The organism is Bradyrhizobium iriomotense, from assembly GCF_030160715.1.
GTDB lineage: Bacteria > Pseudomonadota > Alphaproteobacteria > Rhizobiales > Xanthobacteraceae > Bradyrhizobium > Bradyrhizobium iriomotense.
Genome location: NZ_BSOW01000002.1, coordinates 51355 through 72197, shown reverse-complemented (window position 1 = coordinate 72197; position 20843 = coordinate 51355). Strand labels below are relative to the sequence as shown.

The window sequence follows — 20843 nt, the reverse complement described above, 5'->3', positions numbered from 1 at the left end:
CCATCCCGGAACGACGGAGTTGAGGACGGACGACACCACATGGACCTGATCGCCAACCACATCACCCACCGCTTCGGCGAGCTCGCTGTGCTCGACGACGTCTCCTTCACCGTCAGCGCGGGCGAGGTGGTGGCGATCGTCGGGCCGTCGGGCTGCGGCAAGAGCACGCTCTTGTCGATCCTCGGCGGCCTGCTGCTGCCGTCATCGGGCGCGGCCGAGCTGCGTGGCGCGCCGCCTTCGGACAGTCTCAATCCCCTGACCTTCGTGTTCCAGGACTTTGCGCTGTTGCCCTGGGCGACTGTCGAGGAGAACGTCGAATTCGCGCTGCTGCACACGCAGCTCTCGTCCGCGCAGCGCCGCGCGCAGGTCGATGATGCCCTGCGCCGCACCGGCCTCACTGATTTTCGCTCGACCTATCCAAAGCAGCTCTCCGGCGGCATGCGCCAGCGCGTCGGCATTTCGCGCGCACTTGCGGTGAGGCCCGCGATCCTCTTGATGGACGAGCCGCTCTCAGCGCTGGATTCGCAAACCCGCGAGCTCCTGATGGAGGATTTCGTCGGCCTGCTCGCCGACGGCGGCATGGGCGCGGTCTATGTCACCCACAATCTCGAAGAGGCGGCGCGGCTTGCCGACCGCATCGTCGTGCTGTCGCGGCGGCCCGGTCGCATCCGCGAGGTCGTGACGGTGCCGATGACGCGCGCCGAACGGGGCGAGGCTGCCGCGCGTGAAGAATTGCTCGCGTTGCAAAACCAGATCTGGTCGCTGATCCGCAACGAGGCGATCGATGCCGAGCGCGAGGTTCAGCATGCTTGATCGCGCGGTGTCGGAGACGACGAAGGATACGGCGACGCGGCCGGTCCGTTTCCGCGGCGCGGGCTTCGTGCCGGCGTCTAGCCGTTTTGGCGGCTGGGTCGCGCTCGCGCTGGTGATCGCACTGTGGCAGATCGCCGGCAGCGCGCGCCTCGTCAATCCGTTGTTCCTGCCGCCGCCATCGGCGATCGCGCGTGCGATCTACGAGCTCGCCGCGTCTGGCGCGCTCTGGCAGCACATCTCCGCCTCGCTCTTGCGCATCGGCGTCGGCTGGCTGCTCGGCACCGCGGCCGGCGTCGCCGTCGGCTTTGCCATCGGCCTGTCGCGGCTCGCGCGCAGCGTCGGCATCACCTTCATCTCCGCGCTGTTCCCGATCCCGAAGATCGCGCTGCTGCCGTTGCTCATCCTCTGGCTTGGCATCGGCGAAGAGCCGAAGATCGCAACGATTGCTTTGGGCGTGTTCTTCTCGACCGCGATCTCGGTCTATAGCGGCGTCGATGCCGTGCCGCGCAACCTCATCCGCATGGCACAGAGCTTCAACGTGCCGTTCGCCACCATCGTGCGCAAGGTGATCTGGCCCGGCGCGCTGCCCTCGATCCTCGCCGGCTTCCGCATCACCGCCTCGGTCGCGCTCCTGCTCGTCGTCAGCGCCGAGATGATCGGCGCCCAGTTCGGCATCGGCGCCTTCGTGCTCCAGGCCGGCAATCTCATGCAGACGGATCAGCTGCTCGCGGGCGTCGTGATCCTGTCGGTGTTCGGGCTTGCGGTCGGCCGAGTGATCAACTGGCTGGAGACGCGGCTGTTGCACTGGCGCTAGCCGCCATGTCGTCCCGGCCCCCCGTGCGCAATTGCGCACTACGCCGGGACGACACCGAAAGTGCGGCCGCAGCTTTGCTCACGCATTCCCGCGATCCTCGCGGAACAAATCGAGCTTCTGCTGCACCGGACGGTCGGAGAAGCTGAACAGCACGGCGTCCGTGTCGGCCTCGTGCGTGACCCAGTGCCAGCTCGGTGCCACGAACAGGTCGCGCGGGCCCCATTCGAATGTCTGGTCGCCGATGCTGGTGCGGCCCTTGCCCTCGATGGCGCAGAACACGGTCGCGTCGGTAGAGCGATAGCGCGCGGTCTTGAAGCCCCTCGGCAGGAGCTGGATAAATGTGCCGATCGTCGGCATCGCGTAGTCGCCGGTCTCGGGGTTGCTGAATTTCAGCTTCAAGCCGTGGCAGGCGTCCCATTCCTCGCGCGTCCTGGCCTTCTCCAGCGCCTCGCGGGTATAGGCATAGGGATAGCTGAAGATCGGCGAGGTCTTCGACGACCGCTTCACGTCGACCGGCAGCAGATTGTGGCCGTAGCGCGCAAAGCTGTCCCCAGCGGGCTTGGTGATCTTCTGCTGATCCTCCTTGGCGCCTTCCGCGAACGAGCAGTCGAAGAACTGCACCAGGGGGATGTCGAGGCCGTCGAGCCAGAACATCGGCTCATCGGTCTGGTTGGAATGGTCATGCCAGGTCATCGACGGCGTGATGATGAAGTCGCCGGGCTCCATCGCCGTGCGCTCGCCGTCGACGGCGGTGTGGGCGCCCTTGCCCTCGAGCACGAAGCGGAGCGCCGACTGGCTGTGACGATGCGCGGGCGCGACGTCGCCGGGCACCACCATCTGCACGCCGGCATAGAGCGAGGTCGTGATCTTCGACTGTCCGCGCAGGCCCGGATTTTCCAGGATCAGCACCCGCCGCTCGGCTTCCTTGGCAGTGATCAGCTTGCCCGCCTCGGTCATGTAGTTGCGGATGACGTCGAACTTCCACAAATGCGGCCGGCAGGCGCTCCTTGGCTCCGGCGTGATCAGATCGCTCATGACCGTCCAGAGAGCGGTGAGGTTTTCGCCGTCGATCTTCCTGTAAAACGCCTCGCGTTCCGGCGTCTTCGCTACGGCTTCCATGGCGCGCCTCCCATTCGTTTTGTCGATTGACAGTATACTTACAATCTAGGTAGCGTCAACTTGACGAACGACATACAAGGTCGTCGTCATTCCGGGCTCTCGCTTCGCGAGCCCCGGAATGACAGACAGGGAGGGTTACGATGAAGCTGCATGGCTATTTCCGCTCCAGCGCGGCCTACCGGGTGCGGATTGCCCTGAACCTGAAGGGGCTGGGTGCCGAGCACCTGCCGCATCATTTGCGCAAGGGCGAGCAATGCGCGCCCGCCTATCTCGCCATCAACCCGCAAGGCCTGGTGCCGGCGCTGGAGAACGATGCGGGTGCTATCCTGACCCAGTCCGTCGCCATCATCGAGTGGCTGGACGAGACCCACCCCAATCCGCCGCTGCTGCCGAACGACAGCTTGCGCCGCGCCAAGGTGCGCGCGTTTGCGCTCGCGATTGCCTGCGACACCCACCCGGTGCAGAATCTGAAAGTGCTCGCGCGCCTGCGTGAGCTTGGGATGGCGGAAGAGAAGGTCCAGGAATGGGCCGCCTGGGTCAATCGCGAGGGGCTGAGCGCTTGCGAGACGCTGGTGAAGGACGAGCCGGGGCCGTTCTGTTTCGGCGACGCGCCGACGCTCGCCGATCTTTGCCTAGTGCCGCAGCTTGGCAATGCCCGCCGCTTCGGCGTCGACGTCTCGACCTATCCGCGTCTGCTCGCGGCGGAGGCCGCCGCAAGGGCGCTGCCGGCCTTCGCCAACGCCGCACCGGAGAAGCAGCCCGATGCCGAGTAAGCCTGCTCCTCCCATCACGATGGACGCGGTCTATGCTGCGCCGGGCTATCTGTTCCGGCGCATGCAGCAGATCGCGGTCTCGATCTTCATGGAGGAGTGCAAGGCGTTCGACCTGACGCCGGTGCAATATGCGGCGCTGGTTGCGATCCACACCCATCCCGGCATCGATGCGACCCGGCTGTCCGCGGTGGTCGCCTTCGACCGCTCGACCCTCGGCAGCGTCATCGAGCGGCTCCTGGCCAAGGACTATATCGAGCGTAAGCCGGCGCCCGAGGACAAGCGGATCAAGCTGCTCTATCTGACGAGGCAAGGTGCCGCGATCCTCAAGGACATCATCCCCGCGGTCGAGCGCGCGCAGGCGCGCATGCTGGAGCCGCTCAAGCCCACTGAGCGCAAGACGCTGATGACGCTGCTCGTGCAGCTCGTCGATCTCAACAACGAAGCCTCCCGCGTCCCGCTACGCGCCGAGGACGCGCTGGAGCATCTGGGCAAGGCGGGGTAAGGTGTGAGGCGCTGCATGCGCCTCGTATTCAACCGTCGTCCCGAGGATCTCCGCCGTTCTTTGCGGCCTCATACTGCGCCATGAAGGCCGGCGACATATGGCGCAGGCGCGCATCGTCGATCCGCCCCGAGCGGGTGATGTAGCTGTAGGCAAAGTCCATCAGGTCGAGCTTCATATGCTCGGCAAAATGCTCGTACCAGCCGGCCGAGGTGCGCGCGGCATCGACGAGCTTCTGCACGACCGGCTTGCGCTCGGCCTGATAGCGTTGCAGCGCGGTCGCAAGATGCGCGTCGGATTCCAGCGCCTTCACCAGCGCGATCGCATCCTCGATCGCGAGCCGCGTGCCCGAGCCGATCGAGAAATGCGCCGAGTGCAAGGCATCCCCGATCAGCACCATGTTCTTGAACGACCAGTGCTCGTTCCAGACCCAGGGGAAATTGCGCCAGACCGATTTGTTCGAGACCAGGCAATGGCCGCCGAGCGTGTCCGCAAACACTTCCTCGCAGACGCCCTTGGACTGCTCGACGTCCTTGTAAGCGAAGCCATAGGCCTGCCAGGTCGCGTGGTCGCACTCGACCAGGAAGGTGCTCATGGCCGGCGAGTAGCGGTAGTGATGGGCGTTGAAGGCGCCGCGGTCGGTCTTCACGAAAGTCTGCGACAGCGTGTCGAAGCGTTTCGAGGTGCCGTACCAGACGAACTTGTTGGAGGAGTAGGACAGCGAGGTGCCGAAATCGCCCTCGAACGAGCGGCGCACCAGAGAGTTCAACCCGTCGGCGGCGACGATCAGATCATGGCCGTTCAGCTGATCGATGGTATGGATCTGCGTGTCGAAGCGCGGCGTGACGCCGGCATCGAGCGCACGCTGCTGGAGGAATTTCAGCAGGTCGAGCCGTCCGATCGAGGAGAAGCCGACGCCGTCGATGGCGACACTGTCCCCGCCGAGATTCAGCGTGATATTCTCCCAGCTCTCCATGTGCGGCGTGATCGCGTCGGCCGTCTCAGGATCGTCGGCACGCAGGAATTCCAGCGCCTCGTCGGAGAACACGACGCCAAAGCCCCAAGTCGCGTCGGCCGGGTTCTGTTCGAACAGGTCGACCTGGTCCTCGGGATGGCGCTTCTTCCAGAGATAGGCGAAATAGAGCCCGCCAGGCCCCCCGCCAATCACGGCGATCTGCAACGTTCTCCTCCCTGATTGGCAGTATGCTTACGATATCGGGCTAGACTATTCGGCTCCGGCCAGTGGCTCCAGAGGAGTTATTGGCAAGGCCGAGTCCTCAGACGCAGCGCTTTACCCAGGCTCCGTTTACCAGCACGGTGGAGCACCTCACGGCCGGTACCGGCTTCCTGACCACCACCGCGGCGTTCGGTCCGGCGCAACCGGCGCGATAGACGCCGCGCGCGCGCACCACGGCATTGGCGTCGGACGCTTCGACCACCATCGTCGCGGCGAAGGCGAGGATCGCGGACGCGAAAAGCAGGAATGAACGCATGGTCTCCTCCCGGTCTTGTCGTGATCAAAATCGAAACGTCAGCAAAGTTCTACGGCATCATTGCCGGCATGGACGAGCCCGACGCACGCCGCTGGAAACTGCTGCGCCGCACTAGGGCGCAGCATGGCTCCATCTTACCGCGATCTTATCGCGCGGCGAAGGGTGCCAGCACGTCCTTGCAGGCGGGTGACAGCGCGGCGGCATTGGTCGCGAGGCATTGCGCGATGCGGCCGCCGCCCGGCGCCACGCCGGCGCACAGAGTGCGTACGTCGCCGCCGCAGGCCGAGCGCACAATGAGCAGCTCTTCGCGCGGCCGCAACGGTCGCAAGACGATGACCGCCGGCGCCGCCGCAGGTGCAGCCGCCGCCGGAGCCGCCCCTGCGGCGGCTGAAGCTCCGCCACCGCCGGTCGCGGCGCTCACGGCTTTCGCGCAGGCGGACGAGACTCTCGCCTTGTTCTTCTCCAGGCATTCGAGCGCGGGCGCGCCGCCGGGCGGCACGCCGGCGCAGACTTTTGGATAGTCGGAGCGGCAGGCGCTCTTGATCGCGGAGACCTGTGCGCTGCCCGGCTGCTTGGCCGCGGCGGCTTTGGGCGTCTCGGCTTTGGGTGCTTCGGTCGTGGCGGCCGGCTTGGCGGGTTCGGCGGCAGGCGCCGTTTCAGTTTTCGGTGCGGCCGGCGCGGCTTCGGTCTTTGGCGCGGCCGCCGGTTCGATCGCGCGCACTGCGCTCTGGCACGCAGCCGACAGGCTCGACATGTTCTTGTTCAGGCATTGCAGCGCTTCGGCGCCGCCCGGGGTCACGCTCGCGCAATGCGCCTGATAGTCGGCCCGGCATGCGGACCGGATCGCACTCTTCTGCGCGTCGGTCGGCGCCTGTGCGAAGATCGGTGTTGCAGTTGCGAAGAGAGCCGCCGCCAGCAACGCGTTACGCGTTGCGAGAATTCCTGAGCTGTTGAACATTTGCGTCAGTTCCTGCCCTGTCGGTGAAACTCATGCCTTGAAAATCGGAGCCTCGAAAAAGTCATGTGGTCGCAATCGGCGCGAGGGTCGTCTCGCGCGCGGCATCATTGGCCGCTTTGGCTTCTACCGCAAGTAGATTATGCCCGCCGAATGTGGCGGGACAACATCGTCAGAGCCTGACCATGCGCTTGCCGCGGTTCTCGCCCGCAAGCAATCCGATCAGCGCCCGCGGCGTGTTCTCGAGGCCGTTGATGATGTCCTCCTGCACCTTCAACTGTCCCGCCTTGACCCAGGCTTGCAGGTCTGCGAGCGCACGCTGGCTCTGGTTCATGTAGTCCATCACGATGAAGCCCTGCATCACGAGCCGCTTCACCACGATCAGGCCGGGCACGCCGCGCGGGCCATGTGCGGACGGCGCGCCATCATATTGCGAGATCGCACCGCAGCAGGCGATCCGGCCGTAATTGTTCATTTGCGGCAGGCAGGCTTCCAGAATGTCGCCGCCGACATTGTCGAAATAGACGTCGATGCCTTTCGGTGCAGCCGCGCGCAGCGCCTTGAACACCGCGCCGTCCTTGTAATCGACCGCGGCATCGAAGCCGAGTTCCGAAGTGAGCCAGTGGCATTTGTCCGCGCCGCCGGCGATGCCGATCACGCGACATCCCCTGATCTTGGCGATCTGCCCGACGATCGATCCGACCGAGCCCGCGGCTGCCGAGACGACGACCGTCTCGCCTTCCTTGGGCTTGCCGATCTCCAGCAGTCCGAAATAGGCGGTGAGGCCGGCGATGCCGAACACGCTGAGCAGATGCGTCTGCGGCTCGAGCTTCGGCATTTTCGTGAGATGCTTTGCGGGCACCGCGGCGTAATCCTGCCAGCCGGTATCGCCGAACACGACATCGCCGGCTGCGATCCCCGGCGCCTTCGAGCTGACGACCTCGGCAATGGCGCCGCCGGCCATCACGCTGTTGGCCTCGACCGCCGAGCGATAGGTCGCGCCATGCATCCAGGCGCGGTTGGCAGCATCGAGCGAGATGTAGCGCACCCGCAACAGCGCCTCGCCGTCCTTCGGCTCGGGCACGGCGCCTTCGACCATCCTGAAGTGTTCCGGTCCAAGCTTTCCGCTCGGCTTCTCTACCAGAAGAATCTGGCGATTGACGGTCCCGCTCATGGTCATCCCCTCCCTAATTGTTTGACTTTTATTGATGCAGATGCCGGGCAGAAAACATGCAAGCCGCATCCGTTGTGCGCTGCGTGAAAGCTAGATCGCTCCACCCTTTTGCACAACGGGAACATCCGGCCAACGCGAGCGCGCGCCAAGCGTGTTGCGTCGCTGTCAAAATCTGCGACACTGTGAAGCGCCGGTGTACGTGGGGGTAAGCGATGTCGAACAGGTTTACGCAATACATTTTGGCCGCGATGGTGCTGGGCATCATCGTAGGGTCGGCGATCTACAACTTCCTGCCCGATACTCGCGCCGACTGGGCCTCGTCCATCAACCTGATCGCCATGATGTTCCTGCGCCTGATCAAGATGATCATCGCGCCCCTGGTGTTCGCGACCCTCGTCGGGGGCATTGCCCATATGGGCTCGGGCGCCAAGCTCGGGCGCATCTTCGCCAAGACCATGGGCTGGTTCATCAGCGCATCCTTCGTGTCGCTGCTGCTCGGCCTCGTGATGGTCAACCTGCTCCAGCCCGGCGCCAACTTCCCCGGCACGCTGCCGGACAAGGCGCAGTCAACGGGCCTGCCGGTCTCCGCCTTCTCGATCGAGAAGTTCCTCACCCATCTGATCCCGACCTCGATCGCGGATGCGATGGCGCAGAACGAGATCTTGCAGATCGTGATCTTCGCCGTGTTCTTCTCGGTGGCGATGGGCGCGATGCCCGAGCGCTCGAAGCCGATTCTCGGGCTGATCGACGATCTCGGCCACATCATGCTCAAGGTGACGAGCTATGTGATGCTGTTCGCGCCGCTCGCCGTCTGGGCCGCGATCACCGCAACCGTTGCCAAAAACGGCCTCCTGGTGCTGTGGAAGCTCATCGTCTTCATGGGCGGCTTCTATCTCTCGCTGCTGATCCTGTGGGGCATCCTGGTGATCGTCGGCTTTGTCGTGATCGGGCCGAGATACAGCCATCTGTTGAAGCTGATCCGCGAGCCGCTGATGATCGCGTTCTCCACCGCGAGCTCGGAAGCGGCGTATCCGAAGACGCTGGAGGGCCTCAACCGCTTCGGCGCCTCGTCGCGGATCTCGAGCTTCGTGCTGCCGCTCGGCTATTCCTTCAATCTCGACGGCACGATGATGTACTGCACCTTCGCGAGCATCTTCATCGCGCAGACCTACCACATCGACATGCCGCTCGGCACCCAGCTCGCGATGCTCGCAACCCTGATGATCACCTCCAAGGGCGTCGCCGGCGTGCCGCGCGCCTCCCTCGTCGTGATCGCCTCGACGCTTGCGCAGTTCAACATTCCGGAAGCCGGCCTGTTGATGATCATGGGCATCGACACCTTCCTCGACATGGGGCGCAGCGCGACCAACGTGATCGGCAATACGCTGGCGACCTCGGTCGTCGCGAAGTGGGAAGGCGAGCTCGGCCCCGAGCATGCGCTCGGACCGGGCGATGTCGTGCCGCCGGACATGGTGCCGGGCGAAGTGCCCGCGATGGCCGGCCACTGACGGGAGCGCGTCATGCGCCTGACATCGGCGATATCTTGCGGCCTGTTGCTGGCGTGCGCGCTAGCAACGGGTGCTTCCGCACAAACGGGAAGCGAAGGGCTGAGCCCGACGCTATCAGCGATCAAGAGCGCGCATGTCGTGCGGCTCGGCTATCGCGAAAGCTCGCCGCCGTTCTCCTTCCTCGATCAGGCGAACCGGCCGATCGGCTACAGCCTCGAGCTGTGCGAGGCCATCGTCGAGGAGATCGGCATCGAGGTCGACGATCCCAACCTGCGGATCGACTACGTCAAGGTCACCTCGGATGACCGTATCGACGCCGTGCTTCAGAACAAGATCGATCTGGAATGCGGCTCGACCACGGCCAATGCCGAGCGCGCCAAACGCGTCGCGTTCTCGCCATTGATGTTCGTTGCCGGCACCAAGCTGATGGTGCCGAAGGCGTCCACCGTGTCCGGTGTCACCGACCTCAAGGGCAAGACGGTGGTGGTGACCAAGGGCACCACCAACGAGCAGGCGATGCATGCGGTCGACAAGAAGTTCTCGCTCGGCCTCAACATTATCGCCTCGCCCGATCACGAGCAGTCGTTCCAGATGCTCGCCGACGGCAAGGCCGATGCGTTCGCGACCGATGATATCCTGCTCTATGGCCTGATCGTGCGCCACAAGGCGCAGGACAAGTTCCGCGTCACCGGCGACTATTTGTCCTACGACCCCTACGGCATCATGTTCCGCAAGGGCGAGCCGCAACTCTCGGCGGTCGTCGACCGCACCTTCCGCAAGCTCGGCTCCGGCCACGATCTCGTCCCGCTCTACAACAAATGGTTCGTGTCGCGGCTGCCGACCGGCGAACGGCTCAACGTGCCGATCTCGCTGCAACTCGAGGAAGCCTTCAAGGCGATGGACGATTCGCCCGGCGCGAATAACTAGCGGTTGTTTGCCCTGGATTAATCGGGTCGTGATGTCCGCTGCGGTCCCTTCTCCCCTTGTGGGAGAGGGTGCCGCGAGTTCGCTGCGGTGTATGTTCAATCGACATCGCGTTCAGCGTTCCCCGCCAAACACCCGACCCAGCGCCGCGTCGTAGATCGTCTGCACGAGATCCGGATAGAGCTTTCCCAGTGCCTCCATCATCACGCCGGAATTGATCTCCAGCACTTTCCACGCACCATCGACGCGGACGAGGTCGATGGATGCGAAGGTCACGCCGATGGCGCTGGCGGCGTCGATGGCGAGCTTGGTGCAGGCGGCGCGGACCTCGCCGGCCGCGATCAGGACGGGCTTTGCGCCGGCATCGAGATTGTGGCGCCAGGTGAGGACACGCCGCTCGCCCTTCGGCACGACCACGTCCAGTTCGCGCGCGTCGAGTTCGTCGAGCTTCACCTTCGGCATCGCACGCGCCAGCTCGCGCAGCGTCTGCACGCCGTCGCCGGTGACCGACGGACGCTCCTTGCCGTAGACCACCATCGGCGTCTCATCGAGGAGAATGACCCGGATCTCGTCCTCGATCTCGACATAGGGCGCGATCACGAGGCCAAGGCTCATCGCGAAAATCTCGCTCACGGCGCGTTCGAGCTCGGCGCTGCTGGTCACCTTGATCACGGAGCGGCCGGCCGTGCCCTCGTTGGGCTTCACCACGAGCCCTTGCGGGTTCTGTATCAGCAGCCGAACCATCGCCTCCCACCAGTGCGGTCCGGCGACGTGCTCACCGAGCTTCGGATTGAGGAAGAGGTGATGGGCAATACAGGGCACGCCAGCGAGCGCGAGCACTTCTGATGCGGCCGATTTGTCGTTGGCGAGGCGATGCGCCATCGCGCTGTTGAGGCCGATGTCGTAGCCGAAGGCGAAACGACGGGTTTCGCCCCGGTCCATTACGATCAGCCAGCCGGCCGCGCGCACGTCGATGACGATGCCATGCCGCGCGCAGTAGCTCCGTATCGCCTGGACGAATATCCGTTCATTGCTTGGCATATGCTTATCCCGCCAAAAGGTCGCTTCATGCCGGAATCGGTGGTCTGCCATGGCGAAAAGCAGAGCTATTCTTAATGAATTTCTCGCGAGCGAAATGGAAATTAAGTGCTGCGCGGCAGGCCGTTCGGGCAAAGAAATTGCTGCAATGCGGCCTGAAAAGAGAAAATCGTTAATTTTCCTGACAAATCAACGGGAAACGCCGGTTTGATCGGCATCAATTGCTGCGCAAACGAGGTTGATTATTGACCTCAATGGCGTACATCACACCCGCGAAATCATCCGCCATGACAGTGGTGTTCGCCCCACGTTGAAGGGGCCGGGCAACGCTTTGGTTCAAAACCGTATTAATTCGGAATATCGAAACACATGAGCGCGTTTTATCGAGAGAAGGTCCTTTCCGTCCAGCACTGGACCGATACCCTGTTCAGCTTCCGCGCCACCCGCGACACCGGCTTCCGGTTCCAGAACGGCCAGTTCGCGATGATCGGCCTCGAAGTGGACGGCCGCCCGTTGCTGCGCGCCTACAGCATGGCGAGCGCCAATCACGAGGAAGAGCTCGAGTTCTTCTCGATCAAGGTTCAGGACGGCCCTCTCACCTCGCGCCTCCAGAGGATCAAGGAAGGCGATACCATCCTGGTCGGCCGCAAGGCGACCGGCACGCTCGTGGCCGACAACCTCATTCCCGGCAAGCGGCTTCTCCTGCTGTCGACCGGCACCGGCCTTGCGCCGTTTGCGAGCCTGATCAAGGACCCCGACGTCTATGACCGGTTCGAGACCATCGTGCTGGTTCACGGCTGCCGCCAGGTCTCCGAGCTCGCCTATGGCGAGCAGCTCGTCGCCAACTTGCGCGATGACGAGTTGTTCGGGCCGATGCTCTCCGAGAAGCTCGTCTATTATCCGACCGTGACCCGCGAGCCGTTCAAGAACCGCGGCCGCATCACCGACCTCATCAACTCCGAGCAGCTCTTCAACGACATCGGCCAGGCTCCGCTCGACATCGCAACCGACCGCATCATGATGTGCGGCAGCCCTGCGATGCTCGAAGAGCTCCGCGGCATGTTCGAAGGCCGTGGCTTCACCGAGGGCTCCGGCAGCGAGCCCGGCCATTTTGTCATCGAAAAGGCCTTCGTGGAGCGCTGATCTCCGCGCGGTTGGCGCGATCCCGCGCCACATCCCACTATCGTCGTCCCGGATCGGCGCTCGCTACGCTCGCTTGTCCGGGACGACACCTGAGTTTGTGGTGGCGCCGCGGGCCGCACTAGGCGGTCAAAACCAGCGCCTTGCCTCTCCAGGCCATCACCGCTGTCTCATTCCGCGCCAGTCTATTGCACCGCAGCAGCCCGCCTCCCGGCGGATCGATCTGCGTCGAGCGAATTCGCTGGCCTGAAACGCAAGCCGCGTCATATCCGTAAGAGGGGCGCGGGCGTATCATACCCCGTCATTCCGATGAGAGGATGGGATCGTGGCCGACGAAAATAGTAAACCGCCGAAATCGACCCGTGGGCCCCTCGAAGAGGGTTTCATGGAAACCCTGCTGATTCCGTTCTCGCCACGCTTCATCGTGCTCACGATCTGCGCGGTCGTCACCGCGCTCCTGATCGGCTTCGGCATTGCCGACCGCAAGATCTTCGACATCCTGCTGATCCCGATCCTGATCTTCGGCGCCCTCACGCTGCTTGGCGTCCGCGATCTCCTGCAAAAGGGCCACGCGGTCCTGCGCAACTACCCGATCTCGGCGCATATGCGCTTCCTGCTCGAAGAGATCCGCCCGGAGATGCGGCAGTATTTCTTCGAGAGCGAGAAGGACGGCATGCCGTTCTCGCGCGACACCCGCGCGGTGGTCTATCAGCGCGCCAAGATGCAGCTCGACAAGCGCCCCTTCGGCACGCAGGAGGACGTCTATCGCGAGGGTTATGAGTGGATGCATCACTCGGTCTCGCCGAAGGCACGGGTCGAGGAGAAGTTTCGCGTCACCATCGGCGGGCCGGATTGCACGAAGCCCTATTTGGCCTCCGTGTTCAACGTCTCGGCGATGAGCTTTGGCGCGCTCAGTCCGAACGCGGTGCGGGCGCTGAACGCCGGCGCCAAGAGAGGCGGCTTCGCCCATGACACCGGCGAGGGCGGCGTCAGCCCCTACCACCGCGAGATGGGCGGCGACATCATCTGGGAGATCGGCTCGGGCTATTTCGGCTGCCGCCATCTCGACGGCACGTTCGATCCGGATGCGTTCGCGCGCGTCGCGACCGAAGACCAGATCAAGATGGTCGAGCTCAAGATCAGCCAGGGCGCCAAGCCCGGCCATGGCGGCGTGCTGCCGGCGGCCAAGGTCTCCGAAGAGATTTCGAAGATCCGCGGCGTCAAGATGGGCGAGGACTGCATCTCGCCGGCCTCGCACCGCGCTTTCTCCACCCCGATCGGCATGATGCAATTCATCGCCGAGATGCGAAAACTCTCCGGCGGCAAGCCGGCCGGCTTCAAGCTGTGCATCGGCCACACCTGGGAGTTCCTGGCGATCTGCAAGGCGATGCTTCAGACCGGCATCTACCCGGACTTCATCGTCGTCGACGGCAATGAAGGCGGCACCGGCGCTGCGCCGCTCGAGTTCATGGATCATCTGGGCATGCCGATGCGCGAGGGCGTCAACTTCGTGCACAATGCGCTGGTCGGCATCAACGCGCGCGACCGCATCAGGATCGGCGCGTCGGGCAAGGTCGCGACCGCCTTCGACATGGCGCGCGCCATGGCGATCGGTGCCGACTGGTGCAATTCGGCGCGCGGATTCATGTTCTCGCTCGGCTGCATCCAGTCCTTGAGCTGCCACACCGACCGCTGCCCGACCGGTGTCGCGACGCAGGACCCGACGCGCGCCCGCGCGCTCTACGTGCCGCTCAAGATCGACCGCGTGCACAACTATCACCACGCGACACTGCATTCGCTGTCCGAGCTGATCGCCGCGGCCGGCCTCGAGCATCCGCAGGAGCTGCGTCCCATTCACTTCACCCAGCGCACCTCGACCACCGAAGTCAAATCCTTCGCACAGCTCTATCCGGCGCTGCGCCCGGGCGAGCTGCTCGAAGGCACCGAGGATCCGCGCTTCCGCGATGCCTGGCGGATGGCGCGGGCGGATTCGTTCCAGCCGGCGATGTGAGGGGGCCCGGGCTCGCGCGGAGACGCAGCTCACGCTGCGGCCTGCTCGCTCCTCCGGCTTGCCAGAATTTTGTCGATCCTTCGGCCGTCGAGATCGACGACCTCGAGATGCCAGCCGCCGAGGTCGAAGGCATCGCCGACGTTCGGCAGCACGTTGAAATGTTGCAGCACGAGGCCGGCGACGGTGTTGTAGCGGTGATGCGGCGGCAGCTCGAAGCCGAGCAGCTCGCCGAATTCGTCGACGGGCATCCAGCCCGAGACCAGCAGCGAGCCGTCGGCGCGCGCGACGTAGGCCGGCTCCGGTGGGCCTTCCTCGGAATGGAACGCGCCGACGATGGATTCCAGAATGTCGGCCGCGGTGACCACGCCTTCGAAGGCGCCGTATTCGTCGTAGACGAGGCCGATATGCACCGGCGCCGCCTTCAGGATTGCCAGCACGTCGCGTGCATCGGCGGAGGCCGGAATCACCGGCGCGTCGCGCACCAGCGCGCGCAGATCGGGCGTGCGCTCGTTCATATAGGCGACGAGCAGATCCTTGGCCTGGAGCACGCCGATCGGCTTGTTGCGGTCGCCATCGGACACGGGAAAGCGCGAATGCGGGCTTTTCGACATGACCTCGCGGATCGTCTCCGGCGCGTCGCTGAGATCGATCTCGTCGACCTCCGTGCGCGGCGTCATGACGGCGCCGACCGGACGGTCGCCGAGCCGCATCACGCCCGCGATCATCTCCTTCTCGCCAGGCTCCAGCACGCCCGCGCTCTCGGCCTCGCTGACGAGGTGATGGATCTCGTCCTCCGAAACCTTCTCCTCCGCCTTGCCGCTGCGGCCGAGCAGCGTCAGGATCAGCTTGCCGGAGAGATCCAGCAGCACCACCAGCGGCAGCGAGATCTTCGCGAGCCAGTCCATCACCGGCGCGACCTTGACCGCGATGCTTTCGGGGTCGCGCAGCGCCACCTGCTTGGGCACGAGTTCGCCGACGATCAGCGTCGCGTAGGTGATGAGCGTCACCACGATGCCGACGCCGACGATGTCGGCGGCCCCTGACGAGAGGCCAAGCCCGAGCAGCCATTGCGCCAGCCGCTGCCCGAGCGTTGCGCCCGAGAACGCGCCTGACAGCACGCCGACCAGCGTGATGCCGATCTGCACCGTCGAGAGAAACTTTCCGGGATCGGACGCCAGCGCCAGTGCGCGCTCGGCGCCGCGCACCCCCCTGGCCGCCAGCATCGAGAGCCGGGCCGGGCGCGAGGAGACGACGGCCAGCTCCGACATGGACAACAGGCCGTTAATGACGATCAGCAGGACGACGATGACGAGTTCGAGCGAGAGCATATTTGGCGGCAATGGGTTGAAACGCGGCCAGGCGAACGCCGGGCCGTACCCCAATATAGGCAATCACTGCGCGGTTCGCCCGGTTCCGATCAAATTGCCGCACGGTCCGGGTCAGGCGGCAATGCTGGCGCGTGTTTGTGTCGACCGCCGCGGCTGGCGCTCTCTTAGCTGCACGGATACTGCACGGTGGAGGAAACGCGCGGATACAGGTAATAACTCTCGCTGATCGGGATGGTCCCGCTGATCGTATAGCCAAGGTTGGGCGTGTATTGGTACGTGACCTGGCCAAGTATCAACGACACGTTGGCGGGCGAGGGAGTGCCGAGGGACGCTGGCAAGGTTACCGAGCCGCTCAGCGGAGTCCCGTTGAGCGCCTTGCTCCAGGTCACGGTCGCATTGCCCTTGGCGTCCGTGGACACTTCCGACACGATTACCGTGAGACTCGTCGAGGAATAGGGAGAGGAGGTATAAGGAGCGATCGTCGCCGCCGACGCGCCAAGCATGGTGCTCAGCGATGAGTCGGTGACGCAAGCGTTTCGTGACACCAGGTCCGCGACCGTGTGGGCGGTTTCGCTGACCTTGACACCGATCGCCATCGCGTTCCCGAGTTCGACGCCGCCCACATAGAGCAGCAGCATGAACGGCACCACAATGGCGAATTCCACCGCGGCGACGGCGCGAGTGTCGACCCATAAGTTCCGCATGCGGTGAAGCCTCCGGCTCATGAGTTGACAAAGGCCTCGTTCATGAAAGCCGTGGACGCCATGATCAGGCGGCTGCCATTCGATTGGTTCGCCAGATTGAAGCCGAGTGGACCCAAGTAAACCGGCCACAGATACATCACCCGCACGACAACGATGTCGCCCTGATTGCCGGGGCTGTATTGCCAGGTGTTCGACACGTTTCCTTGGGCGTCGTAGGTCAGGGTTGGCATGCCTGTGTTCGCCGAACTCCATGCGCTGGCAACCTGGACGTCGATCATCAGGCCTTGGCAGTCGAATAGGATCACAACGTTGGAGCAGACCGCATTGGCAAACTGGGCCTTGGTCATGCTCTGGGCCTGCGCCTGCCCCGTCAGGATCGCCCGGCTGGCTTGGTTCACCACCTGTTCCAGGAGTTGCTGGGCGAAGAAAACAAGGAAGGTCTGGATGATCGCGAGCAGCAAAGCGATGAACGGTGCGCCGATCAATGCGAACTCGACCGCGGTTGCGCCCTTCCGGTCCGCAAAGAACGCGCGCCAGCGGCGGCGTTTGGTTATGGGTGCGGGGTGCGTGGCGGTCATGACTGCTTACTCTACTGGGTCAGGCGGGGGTTGGACGCGACCTTGAGGAACAGAGCCTGGAGTGCGCTCGTGATGTCGCCGTTGGTCGACACCTTGGTGTACAAATCGGCCGATGAGGCGCAGGCTTTCAGGTTTGTCTCGATCTCGCTGGTCGCGCCGGTGGACGTGCCGTTGAAGGGGTAGATCCACTTGTCGTACCAGGCGTTGCTTTTATGGAGCGCCGAGTCGTCGTATTCGGTGTAAAGCACCGCGATGCGGATCTTCTTGTTCTTGATGGTGGTGCAGATCGCGGGGTCGAGCGGCTGCTGGCAGCGCTTACCACTGAGCGTCTTGTTGCAGGTCTTTGTGTACGAGTCGGTCGTAGTCATCACGTCTTCAACGCCATCGGTCACGAGGAAGACCACTTCCTGGGGCGTATCGGTACCGACGTTGGTGCCGTTCCCCGGCGCCGGCATGATGTTGTTGAGAGCGTTCAATGCGCCCGCGATGCTGGTGTCGGCGTCGCTGTTATTGTTCGTCGATGTCAGGTAGTTGTTTTTGTAGACTGGCAGGACCGCAATGCTGTTGGCTGCATTCTGGATGAACGATACCGTGTAGCTGGTCGTCGATGCCGGCGTCACGGGGGTTTGCACCACCCCAGGCTTTCCGCTAGGCGCGAAGATCGGCGTGCTGCTGTTCAACTGATAATCGAACGTATAGATCGCGACCCCATAGGTGTTTCGATTGATGTTCGATATCTGGTAGGCGGTATTCATCAGGGCTTGGACTGCCTGCGTTACACGATCAATGCGTAACGTGAGGCCGAGATTGCGAGCAAGCTGGTAGTTATCAATCCCGCCTGTATTGCCCAGATTGTCCGCGGCAGGATTGGTTTCGTGGCATGCGAACCCGCACCCTTTGGTCCCGTTTGAATCGACCTGCTTTTGCGTGTTGGCGATCAGCGTGTTGATGTCGGTCGATGTTGCGCCGATCGCCATGGAAGGCGAGTCGTCCAGCAAGAGATAGAAATTGATGTTGGGTGCGCCCTGGTTGCGTGCCATTGACTGACCATTGAACGGCCAGCTCGCCTGCTTGAGCAGGCTCGGAAAGGCATTGGTCGCAGTCGCGTTGTAGCAAACCTGGACGTTGCGAACGACCTGGTTGTTTGAATTGACAGGGTCAGAATAGACGGTGTCCGAGTTAGGGCAGGAGCCGTAGGTACAGTAGCCTGTTGTAGAGTTGGGGCTGCTGCAATTGACCGCGACCGTGAGAGTTGGTTGCCCCGCCAGGTTGTTGTTGTTTACCAGGGAAGTCGCGGTGATGTTGAAGACGTTCTTCGCTGCGGTCTGGGCCGCCGTCGGGCTCTGCTGCATCATCGCCGAGGTGACGGTGGCGACGGCGGCAGCGTCGGTGGCGGCGTCGAGGTCCACCTTCATGTGCTGCGTATGAGTGTAGTCCAGCGCCATGCCCAGCAGAAAGACGGTCGGAACCATCACAAGCGCAAAGATCACGGCGACGTTGGCCTTGCGATCTCTGGCAAAACGATACAACCAAGCGCGGAGCATGATCTTCATCCTAATCGCCGTGGGTCCCGGCAGAGGCAATCTCTCTGGCTTATCAAGGATCGAGGACCGGGGAACGCGACCGGGCGACCTCTGCCGACCTCTCGGCAGAGCGGAACTTTGAAGATGGCCTGTTAAGTAAAGCTTACGCGGATCGGGCGAACACGGGCCGCGAAAAATCCGCCATTGCCGGATCGAGCGGCATCATTAACGAAGGCTAAACGCAGCCAGGAAAATTGAAGCGAGTTGCCTTGCCGGACGGCGCCGGGACCGCAACGCTTTCCGACAGCTACTCAGCTACTACCTGTTTCCGCGCTGCCCGACGAACAGCGACTCTACGTCGAGCTTTCCCGATGACGCGTCAGAACTCGCCGTGCAGTCGTCCTGAAAACACCGACACCGGCCCGCGGTCGGCGTTGTAGGCGGGGTTTACGATGAGCTGGTAGTCGGCGGTGAAGGTCAGCGCCTTGTTCAGCGCCAGCGCATAGTAGGTCTCCAGCACGCGCTCCTTGCGGTAGTTGAGCTGGCCGTCGCCGATCAGTGGACCAAGCCCGCCAGCGGCGATGAAGTCGCGGTGATCCTGCGAGAGGCCGTTGATGGCGCCGGCGATGCCGACGACGTCGTCGGCCCGGCCCCATTTCGTGCCCTTGATCGAGGTGCCGAACGACAGGCTGCGGTCGATGTCGGTAAACGCCATGATCTCGTTATGGCCATCATTCCAGCTCCAGCGGCCGAACAGGCCGATGTCGTCGGTGATGGCCTGCTCGAGATTGAGGGCGTAGCCATATTTGATGCGGCCACGGCGGGTCTGGGCGATGTCGAGATTGAGCGCCGGATCGTCCAGCGTCTCGCGATAGCTGCCGGAGAAGGTGCTGTTGACGAAGCCGAGAGTGCGCAGCTTGCCGGGCTGGCCGAACAGCGAATAGCGCGTCTCCAGCTCCACGACATATTCGCCCCGCCGCGGGATGTTCATGTCGAAATTGTTCGAGTTCGACTCGGCATCCATCAGGAAATAGCCGCCGCGCAGCGCCCATTGCTTCTGGTTCAATTCGGCGGTGGCGCCATAGCCGAGGCCGAGCTTGTCGGCGGCATAATCGAAGGCGCCCGAGGCCCAGATCGACCAGTTCATGAAATCCTTGCGCGGGTCGTGCGCGTAGGAATTGCCGTCGAACACGTCGACGACGGAGAATTTGCCGACCTGCACGGTCAGGCGCGAGACGTCGGCCTTGCCGGCGAGCTGAAGCTGGCCGCTACTGAGCTCTTCCTGCTCCCCGCCGAAGCCGAAGGTCTGGCGCAGGAACAGGCGCGAGGTGTTGTAGTGCGGGTAGGGGAAGCCGGATTTCTGCGCCTCGCCATTGGGAAAGCCCGCGGCGCCCGTCGTGTTGTTGAAGCCGAAGCCCTGCAGCAGCTCGGGATTGTAGTAGACCTCGCCGCCGTCCCAGAGACGTGCGTTGAGATAGAGCGAGTTGCTCCAGGTCTCCTGATATTGCGGCGCCGGGGTCAGGCTGTTGGGCCCGCTATAGGGCGCATGAAAGGCCGGGTAGCCCTGCGCCAAGAAGGTCGACTGGCCATGAATTTCCCAGCGATCGGATTCGGTGTCGGTGATGCCTGATTTCGGATTGTAGCTCGGCATGCCCGGCCAATCGATCTTGCGATTGAGGCCGATGCGGATGGTGTGGAGGTCCATTGCCGAGGCGTAGTTCACCCCCGACGGGAAGCTGACATTGGCGTCGTCGAACTTGCGATAGAGATATTCAAGGCGCGCGGTCCAGTGCGGGGCAAAGGCATATTCGACGCCGGCACCCGCAGCCCAGCCGAGACGGGTGTGCAACCGTCGGTCCTCGACGTCGTTGGTGGGCGTCGAAAGGAAGCGCTCACCCGCAAAGGCAAGACCGCCGGTCGCATAGAACAGCCAGGCGCCGGTGGTGTAGCCGAGACGTGCGCGCAAGCTCGCGACATAGTCCCAGCGCTCTTCCGCGCTCGACAGTGCGGTCGCCGTCGCCGACACGACGTGGTTGGACGGCAGATAGTTCGGAAAAGAAATGTCGCCTTCGACGCCGAGGAGCAGGCCCGAATTGAGCCGGTAGTTGTAGCCGGCCTGCACGCCGCCGGTCATGCCGTCGAAGACGTTGTTGTCGGTTGCGATCGTCGGGTCGGTCAACGTCGCAGACGACGTGCCGCGCGTGAAACCGACATGGGCGCCGATGTAGAGACCGGTCCAGTCATAGACAGCTTGCAGCGCCGGCGCCTTCAGTGGCAGATCGGCCGCGCGACTGGCAGCGGGGAGCGCCAGCATGCCGCAGGTGATCGCGGCGGCCGTCTGCAAAAGACGATGTCGGTGAACTCTCAACGTCAAAACGCACGCCCCCAAACGCGAATTGCCCCGCCGCGATATCCCTGCCGATTCGCGGCCATCCTGTCATCAGGTCTG

Annotated in this window: 20 protein-coding genes; 9 read left to right on the top strand and 11 right to left on the bottom strand. The window is 63.7% G+C overall.

Annotation, left to right across the window (positions count from 1 at the left end):
- Positions 1–39: 39 nt before the first annotated feature.
- Positions 40–813: an ABC transporter ATP-binding protein gene (locus tag QQL28_RS02630; RefSeq protein ID WP_284260704.1), complete on the top strand. Its 774-nt coding sequence runs from the start codon at positions 40–42 to the stop codon at positions 811–813.
- Positions 806–1627 carry an ABC transporter permease gene (locus QQL28_RS02625; RefSeq protein WP_284260702.1) on the top strand — a complete coding sequence of 274 codons (822 nt, stop codon included), beginning with the start codon at positions 806–808 and terminating at the stop codon, positions 1625–1627. Before QQL28_RS02630 ends, QQL28_RS02625 begins: the two co-directional genes overlap by 8 nt.
- 78 nt (positions 1628–1705) lie before the next feature.
- Here QQL28_RS02625 and gtdA read toward each other — a convergent pair whose 3' ends face one another.
- Complete coding sequence (gene gtdA, locus QQL28_RS02620; RefSeq protein WP_284260701.1) at positions 1706–2746, bottom strand: gentisate 1,2-dioxygenase; 1041 nt, start codon at positions 2744–2746, stop codon at positions 1706–1708.
- A 140-nt stretch (positions 2747–2886) separates the two neighbouring features.
- On the opposite strand from gtdA, the gene maiA reads away from it, so the two are divergent.
- Complete coding sequence (gene maiA, locus QQL28_RS02615; RefSeq protein WP_284260699.1) at positions 2887–3519, top strand: maleylacetoacetate isomerase; 633 nt, start codon at positions 2887–2889, stop codon at positions 3517–3519.
- Positions 3509–4021, top strand: coding sequence for a MarR family winged helix-turn-helix transcriptional regulator (locus tag QQL28_RS02610; RefSeq protein ID WP_284260697.1), 513 nt, complete (start codon positions 3509–3511; stop codon positions 4019–4021). Before maiA ends, QQL28_RS02610 begins: the two co-directional genes overlap by 11 nt.
- Positions 4022–4049: 28 nt before the next feature.
- Here QQL28_RS02610 and QQL28_RS02605 read toward each other — a convergent pair whose 3' ends face one another.
- From QQL28_RS02605 to QQL28_RS02590, 4 genes are all read right to left on the bottom strand, one after another.
- Positions 4050–5198 carry an FAD-dependent monooxygenase gene (locus QQL28_RS02605; protein ID WP_284260695.1) on the bottom strand — a complete coding sequence of 383 codons (1149 nt, stop codon included), beginning with the start codon at positions 5196–5198 and terminating at the stop codon, positions 4050–4052.
- 97 nt (positions 5199–5295) lie between these two features.
- Complete coding sequence (locus tag QQL28_RS02600) at positions 5296–5511, bottom strand: hypothetical protein (RefSeq protein WP_284260693.1); 216 nt, start codon at positions 5509–5511, stop codon at positions 5296–5298.
- 145 nt (positions 5512–5656) lie between these two features.
- A complete protein-coding gene (locus tag QQL28_RS02595; RefSeq protein WP_284260691.1) occupies positions 5657–6469 on the bottom strand; it encodes a cysteine rich repeat-containing protein in 813 nt (270 codons plus the stop codon).
- A 169-nt stretch (positions 6470–6638) separates the two neighbouring features.
- Positions 6639–7640 carry an NADP-dependent oxidoreductase gene (locus tag QQL28_RS02590; RefSeq protein WP_284260689.1) on the bottom strand — a complete coding sequence of 334 codons (1002 nt, stop codon included), beginning with the start codon at positions 7638–7640 and terminating at the stop codon, positions 6639–6641.
- A gap of 212 nt (positions 7641–7852) precedes the next feature.
- On the opposite strand from QQL28_RS02590, the gene QQL28_RS02585 reads away from it, so the two are divergent.
- Together QQL28_RS02585 and QQL28_RS02580 are read left to right on the top strand one after the other, a co-directional pair.
- Complete coding sequence (locus QQL28_RS02585) at positions 7853–9148, top strand: dicarboxylate/amino acid:cation symporter (protein WP_284260687.1); 1296 nt, start codon at positions 7853–7855, stop codon at positions 9146–9148.
- Positions 9149–9160: 12 nt separating this feature from the next.
- Complete coding sequence (locus QQL28_RS02580) at positions 9161–10075, top strand: amino acid ABC transporter substrate-binding protein (protein WP_284260685.1); 915 nt, start codon at positions 9161–9163, stop codon at positions 10073–10075.
- Positions 10076–10186: 111 nt separating this feature from the next.
- On the opposite strand, the gene QQL28_RS02575 is transcribed toward QQL28_RS02580, so the two are convergent.
- A complete protein-coding gene (locus tag QQL28_RS02575) occupies positions 10187–11113 on the bottom strand; it encodes an ATP-grasp domain-containing protein (RefSeq protein ID WP_284260683.1) in 927 nt (308 codons plus the stop codon).
- A gap of 49 nt (positions 11114–11162) precedes the next feature.
- Between QQL28_RS02575 and QQL28_RS02570 the strand changes: the two genes are divergently transcribed.
- From QQL28_RS02570 to QQL28_RS02560, 3 genes are all read left to right on the top strand, one after another.
- Positions 11163–11321 (top strand): hypothetical protein, encoded by a 159-nt coding sequence (locus tag QQL28_RS02570; protein ID WP_284260681.1) that lies wholly within the window; start codon positions 11163–11165, stop codon positions 11319–11321.
- Between the two features lie 158 nt (positions 11322–11479).
- Positions 11480–12253 carry a ferredoxin--NADP reductase gene (locus tag QQL28_RS02565; RefSeq protein WP_284260679.1) on the top strand — a complete coding sequence of 258 codons (774 nt, stop codon included), beginning with the start codon at positions 11480–11482 and terminating at the stop codon, positions 12251–12253.
- A gap of 382 nt (positions 12254–12635) precedes the next feature.
- Positions 12636–14261, top strand: a complete 1626-nt coding sequence (locus QQL28_RS02560) for an FMN-binding glutamate synthase family protein (protein WP_284260677.1) — start codon at positions 12636–12638, stop codon at positions 14259–14261.
- Positions 14262–14290: 29 nt separating this feature from the next.
- On the opposite strand, the gene QQL28_RS02555 is transcribed toward QQL28_RS02560, so the two are convergent.
- The 5 genes from QQL28_RS02555 to QQL28_RS02535 form a co-directional block, all read right to left on the bottom strand.
- On the bottom strand, positions 14291–15589 hold the full coding sequence (locus QQL28_RS02555; RefSeq protein WP_284260674.1) for a hemolysin family protein: 1299 nt from the start codon (positions 15587–15589) through the stop codon (positions 14291–14293).
- Between the two features lie 164 nt (positions 15590–15753).
- Entirely contained in the window at positions 15754–16293 is a 540-nt protein-coding gene (locus QQL28_RS02550) for a TadE/TadG family type IV pilus assembly protein (RefSeq protein ID WP_284260671.1), read from the bottom strand.
- A 17-nt stretch (positions 16294–16310) separates the two neighbouring features.
- Positions 16311–16871: a TadE/TadG family type IV pilus assembly protein gene (locus QQL28_RS02545; RefSeq protein ID WP_284260668.1), complete on the bottom strand. Its 561-nt coding sequence runs from the start codon at positions 16869–16871 to the stop codon at positions 16311–16313.
- 11 nt (positions 16872–16882) lie between these two features.
- Positions 16883–18424, bottom strand: coding sequence for a TadE/TadG family type IV pilus assembly protein (locus QQL28_RS02540; protein ID WP_348522475.1), 1542 nt, complete (start codon positions 18422–18424; stop codon positions 16883–16885).
- A 349-nt stretch (positions 18425–18773) separates the two neighbouring features.
- Positions 18774–20738 carry a carbohydrate porin gene (locus QQL28_RS02535; protein ID WP_284260665.1) on the bottom strand — a complete coding sequence of 655 codons (1965 nt, stop codon included), beginning with the start codon at positions 20736–20738 and terminating at the stop codon, positions 18774–18776.
- Positions 20739–20843: the final 105 nt, after the last annotated feature.